This is a genomic window from Mesorhizobium sp. M7A.F.Ca.CA.001.08.2.1 (genome assembly GCF_003998455.1).
In the GTDB taxonomy this organism is placed as follows: Bacteria; Pseudomonadota; Alphaproteobacteria; order Rhizobiales; family Rhizobiaceae; genus Mesorhizobium; species Mesorhizobium ciceri.
Window position 1 is genome coordinate 1 of sequence record NZ_RZPW01000717.1, and the last position, 3,192, is coordinate 3,192.

The following is a 3,192-nucleotide window of genomic DNA, read 5'->3' on the forward strand; positions in this document are numbered from 1 at the left end:
GACGGTCATGATCAGGATCAGGTCGAGCCGGTCGAGCACGTATTCGACCACGCTTTCCGGCGTCGCCGGATTGAGCGACACACCGGCCTTCTTGCCAAGATTCCTGATGGTCTGCAGCGAGCGGTCAAGATGCGGGCCGGCCTCGGCATGGACGGTCAAACCGTCGCAGCCGGCCTCGGCGAAAGCGGCCAGATAGGGGTCGGCCGGGGCAATCATCAGATGGCAGTCGAAGAAGGCCTTGGTGCGGTTGCGGATCGCCTTGATCACTGGCGGGCCAAAGGTGATGTTGGGCACGAAATGCCCGTCCATAACATCGAGATGTATCCAGTCGGCGCCGGCTGCCGCTACCGCTTCGACCTCATCGCCGAGTTTGGAAAAATCCGATGCCAGCACCGATGGTGCAATCAGGGTCTCTCTGCTCATGGATGCGGCCTTTCCGAGTGTCCTTCTCGTTGGCCACCCTATCGACTGCCTAATGCGCCGCAGCCGACTTGTCGAGGGTGCAGGCGCGGTCGACGCGCAGGCTGGGACGCGTGCCGTTATCCGCGATCATGCTACGGCCAATTCCCGCTTGTCCCCACAGCTGCGAAGAAAAACCCGCCGGATTGCTCCGGCGGGGTTTCTGGTCTCGTGTCGAGCAGGTGGTTATTGCTGCTGGAGCTTCAGGATTCTGTCTGGAACCTGATCCTGCCGCTGTTCGACCTGCGGCCTGCGCCGTGGCAGCACCTGCTGCAGCAGCAGGCCGGGGTTCAGCTCCAGCGACGGTTGTCCGCGGACCGCCCGGCAGTTCGGGTAGCGCCCGATGGTGCCTTCCGGGCAGCGCCTCCTGATGATCGGCTGGCACTGGCCATCGATCATCTGCGAGCCCGGTGCGCATTCCACCTCCTGCCTGCGGCATGCGCCGTTGATCACCTCGGTGCCGCGCGGGCAGACACATTCGCCGCGCTTGTTGTGGACCTGGCCGCGTACGTCGCACTGCTCCTGCGTCGGCTGCTTGCGCCGGCAGGCATTGCCCCGCACCTCGGTACCCCTCGGGCAGACACAATTGCCGTCGGCGTCGTGGACCTGGCCACGGATGGTGCACTGGTCAGGCCTTGGCCGGATCGGGCGGCAGGCGCCGTTTCTGACCTCGTTGCCTTGCGGGCAGACGCAGTCTCCGTCCGCGTCGTGGACCTGGCCACGGATGATGCACTGCTCAGGCTTCGGCCGGATCGGACGGCAGGCGCCATTGCGCACCTCGGTCCCTCGCGGGCAGACACAGTCTCCATCGGCATCGTGGACCTGGCCACGGATCGTGCATTGCTCCGGCTTTGGCTGGATCGGGCGGCAGGCATTGCCCCTGATCTCGGTTCCCCTGGGGCAAACACAATCGCCATCCGCATTGTGGACCTGGCCACGGATAGTGCACTGCTCGGGCTTGTCGGTCCTGACGCACCTGCCGTTCTCGAGCCCGGTTCCGCGTGGGCAGACGCAGCGTCCGTCCTCGGTGCGGATCTGGCCCTCGAGCAGCACACAGCGTTTCGGCTGTTCCGGCTTCGGCACGATACCACCGCCCGGCGAGCACTGGCCGTTGCGGTAGGTGGTGCCTTCGGGGCAAACGCAGCGGCCGGCATCGTTCATGACGAAGCCTTGCGAGCATTCCTTCCTCGTCTCCTGGCTAATGGTGAAGGGATGGCAGGCATAGGCCTTGCCGCGATCGCCCTGCACATTGGTCTGATCGCCGACAAGCACGTCGCCACCGCCCTGCACGCGTGTGTCGGGAGACAGCACGCCGACGCAATTCTGGCCGCTGACATTGCCCTGCAGATTGGCCAGGCGGCCGTCGTCGGGAATGACCACGGTGACATGGTGTACCCGGCTTTCGCCGGCGCCGAGCGTCAGGTTGGCAATGCAGGACGCAGGCAAGGTTGCCGGTTCCGGCGAGCAGCCGAAGGGCGGATCGATCGAGGTGATCTCAACGCCTTCAAGCCTGCCGAGCCCCTCCACGCCGATCGCATCGCCGATGCGGACCGGCCCGGAGAAGGCGGTCGCTCCGTCATTGGTGATGGTGATCTCGAACGAGCAGGGTTGGCCGAGCCTGCATTCGCGGTCGCCGGTCTTTTCGACACGGATGGTCGAAGAACCGCCGCCCTTGGCGCAGGCCTGGCCAAAGGGATAGACGACGTCGTCGCCCGGCGCAGGCCCATAGGAGCCGCGCGCGCAGTTTTCGAACGCGCCATTCGCCGAGACCGTCACGTCGAAGTGGCGGCTGGTTCCAGGTGTCATGACGGCACCGGGAATCTGGCACGACAGCGCATTGGCCGGAACCGGTCCGCACGCCCATTCCGCGCCGTCAGGGGTGACGGTCTGGATCTGGACGGGCGCGCCGCCGGCCACCAACGTGGCGGCATCGTTGACCCGCACCGGACCGGTGGGGGCAGCGGTGCCAAGGCTGATGACGGTGATGCGGCAAGAGACGACCGCGGCACCGGCGAGCGAGCCGTTGCACACCTTGGTGATGCGCAGGGTCGGCTTGCCGCCATTGGGATGACGGAAGCGTTCCTTGGCGCAGGCCTTGTTGTTGGTGAGGTCGTTTTCACCGGGGATGGGCTTCACCTCAGCGCAATTCTCGACAGTGTCCGACTGGTAGCCGGCCGGCATGACCGCCTTCACGAAGATCGGCGTCGAGGCGCCCGCAGGCAGCGAGATGCCGGCATTGTCGCAACGGAACTGGCCGGGGCCGTTCGGTCCGCATGTCCAGGGCGGGTTCGGGCCGAAGGTCGAGGACGACGGCGCGCCGCCCGGATAGCTGTCGATCACCGTCAGCGGTCCATTGTAGGTGGCGCTGCCGTTGTTGATGATGTCGATCACGAAGGTGCAGATGCCGTCGGCCGAGCAGACCGGGACGCGGGCACGCTTCTTCAGGATCAGGTCGACCTTCTTCTCCACCGGCGGCCGGCAGTCGCGGTCACGGTCGCCGCGCCGGCAGATCGGGATCGAGGCACAGCCGCGATCGTTCGACTGGCTGCCGAACAGCGGCTTGCCGCTGGCGCCATAATTGTAGGTGGCGCAGTTGCGTAAAGCACCGCCTTGCCAGCCTCCGGCCGGCTTGAAGCCGAGCTTGAGGTCGACGGAGGCCCCCGGATTGAGCGTGGTCACCGGATAGGTGCAGGTCATCGGGGTGGTTCCGGGTACGCAGACCCAAGGTGGATT

The 3,192-nt window shown here is 65.9% G+C and carries 2 protein-coding genes; both read right to left on the reverse strand.

Annotated features, from left to right (window positions below; translation table 11 throughout):
• Nucleotides 1-423: ribulose-phosphate 3-epimerase (locus EN914_RS29595; RefSeq protein ID WP_164779001.1), on the reverse strand; the 423-nt coding region annotated here is incomplete at its 3' end.
• Nucleotides 424-645: 222 nt separating this feature from the next.
• Nucleotides 646-3,192: hypothetical protein (locus EN914_RS29600; RefSeq protein WP_127232029.1), on the reverse strand; the 2,547-nt coding region annotated here is incomplete at its 5' end.